The following is a 1,780-nucleotide window of genomic DNA, read 5'->3' on the forward strand; positions in this document are numbered from 1 at the left end:
GGTGAGGACCGAGACGCGTTGCGCGTCGACGGGCACAAGCCATTGACATACGTCCAGTGGTGCGAACGCGTGGGCGATGACGGCGGCAACGGTGCCGGCTTCGTCGGTGATTGCCAGGCGGACAGGGCCGTGCTGGAGGGTGGTCATCGCGATAACTCCGGGTTGCGGGGGTTCGAGTGGAAACGTGGTCGTACGGCGCGGGCCGTCCGGTGATCGGCGCCGAGGAACGTGAGCGCGGTGCAGGCGATCGGACGCCTACCGCCTGGACAGGTCTCGGTCTGCGCGAGCTGCTACGCCTGGCACCTCGACCAGGCCACCGCATGATGAGAGAATGCGGTGCGCGCCCAGGCGCCGACGAGAGAGGACTGCATCGCCGCCGCGGTGCGGTGACCGTTAATCGAGTGGCCTGCCTTGGGCACGACGGCCGCGTACACCGGGGTGTTCGTCGGGTAGTAGTCGCGCTCGCGGGCACAGACCTGCTTCGCGGTGCTGCAGAGCAGGCCAGCGGCGATGTCGCAGGACAGGGCGTCATGGTCGCCTACGACGAGGAGCACCGGGACGGTGATGTTGCGGCTGTAGGAAGGGTCCCGGGCCAGGTTCATGGTGGCCCGCTGCCCGCTGGTTCCGGTTGCTTTGGTTTGTTCGTCCAGGGCTAGCGCGGCTTTGTCTGCGCCGGGCAGGTAGTAGAAGCTGCGGCCGCGGGCTCCGGGTTTCGTGGTGACGTAGCCTGGCGGCGGGCTATTGGCGAACAGGGGATCTTCGCTGGCCTGGTGCAGTCCGGCGGCGACCGCGGCCTGCTGCACCGGATTGGCTTGGTGCAGGTATCCGGTCAGGATCAGGGCGTCGACGTCGTGGTGGTTGGCTGCCTCGATCATCCAGATGGCTGACCCGTACGAGTGCCCGACCCCGATCACGTGCTGGAATCCGCTGGGTCCGCGCCGTAGCTGCTGTACGAGCTGGTGAGCGACGAACGCCTCCGCCAAGACGGTGACCTCGTCCGCTGGCGGCCGGTCACTGACGCCGACACCGACTCTATCCACGGTGTAGATCGCCGTACCGGCCTGCAGCGCCGCGCTCACGTACGAGCGGCCGCTGCCGGTCAGGCTCCAGTACTTGTGGTCGTAGGTGAAGCCGGACATCAGCACCTGCACCGTGTTCGTCGGTCGTGCCGGGCGGCACATCCAGCCCGCGATCCGGTACCGCACCGCGCTGTCGGGGGTCAGGGTGACGGTGGTGTCCCGCCGCTGACAGGTTGGCTCATGCGCCTGCGCGGGGTCGGGCGTCAGCACGATGGCTGCTGAGACAAGGACCGGCAGCATGATCAGCAGGCGATGCAAACACCGGCGGGAAAACGTACGGGGTTGTCGATTCACTTCAGATCACCGAGCATTGTCGTTCTCCTTGTTCCGCACGTCGGTTCGATTGCCGGGGCCGTCTGCGGGCTGGGCGTGCAGCGCGGCGACCCGGCGCCCGCCGCGTTGACCAGCCCCGCGAGGGTCAGTCCGCCGCGGTCGACGGCGACGAGGTTGAACACGGCCCAGCCCCAGCGACCGGCCGAACGACTCGATGAGGCCGACACCATGAGTTCGCGCAGCCACCCGGCGCGCCGATGCCCGGCGGGGGTCATACCGCGGTGGCGGGACGGGCGCCAGGGCCGGTGCGTCCGCGTACGCGGCGGCGCAACGGGCCGTGGCCATCAGCCACCGCCCACGCGGGCCGAGGGGATATGACCGGGCCGGTGAGCCGGCACATGCACCAGCCGCGCCGACGAGGTGACGCT

General features: G+C 69.0%; 1 protein-coding gene. It reads right to left on the minus strand.

Features of this window, described 5'->3' with window-relative positions; genetic code table 11:
- Positions 1-290: 290 nt before the first annotated feature.
- Complete coding sequence (locus Dsi01nite_RS55045) at positions 291-1,337, minus strand: alpha/beta hydrolase (RefSeq protein WP_203854531.1); 1,047 nt, start codon at positions 1,335-1,337, stop codon at positions 291-293.
- Positions 1,338-1,780 lie beyond the last annotated feature (443 nt).

It is taken from the genome of Dactylosporangium siamense, from assembly GCF_016862795.1.
GTDB classification, from domain to species: Bacteria; Actinomycetota; Actinomycetes; order Mycobacteriales; family Micromonosporaceae; genus Dactylosporangium; species Dactylosporangium siamense.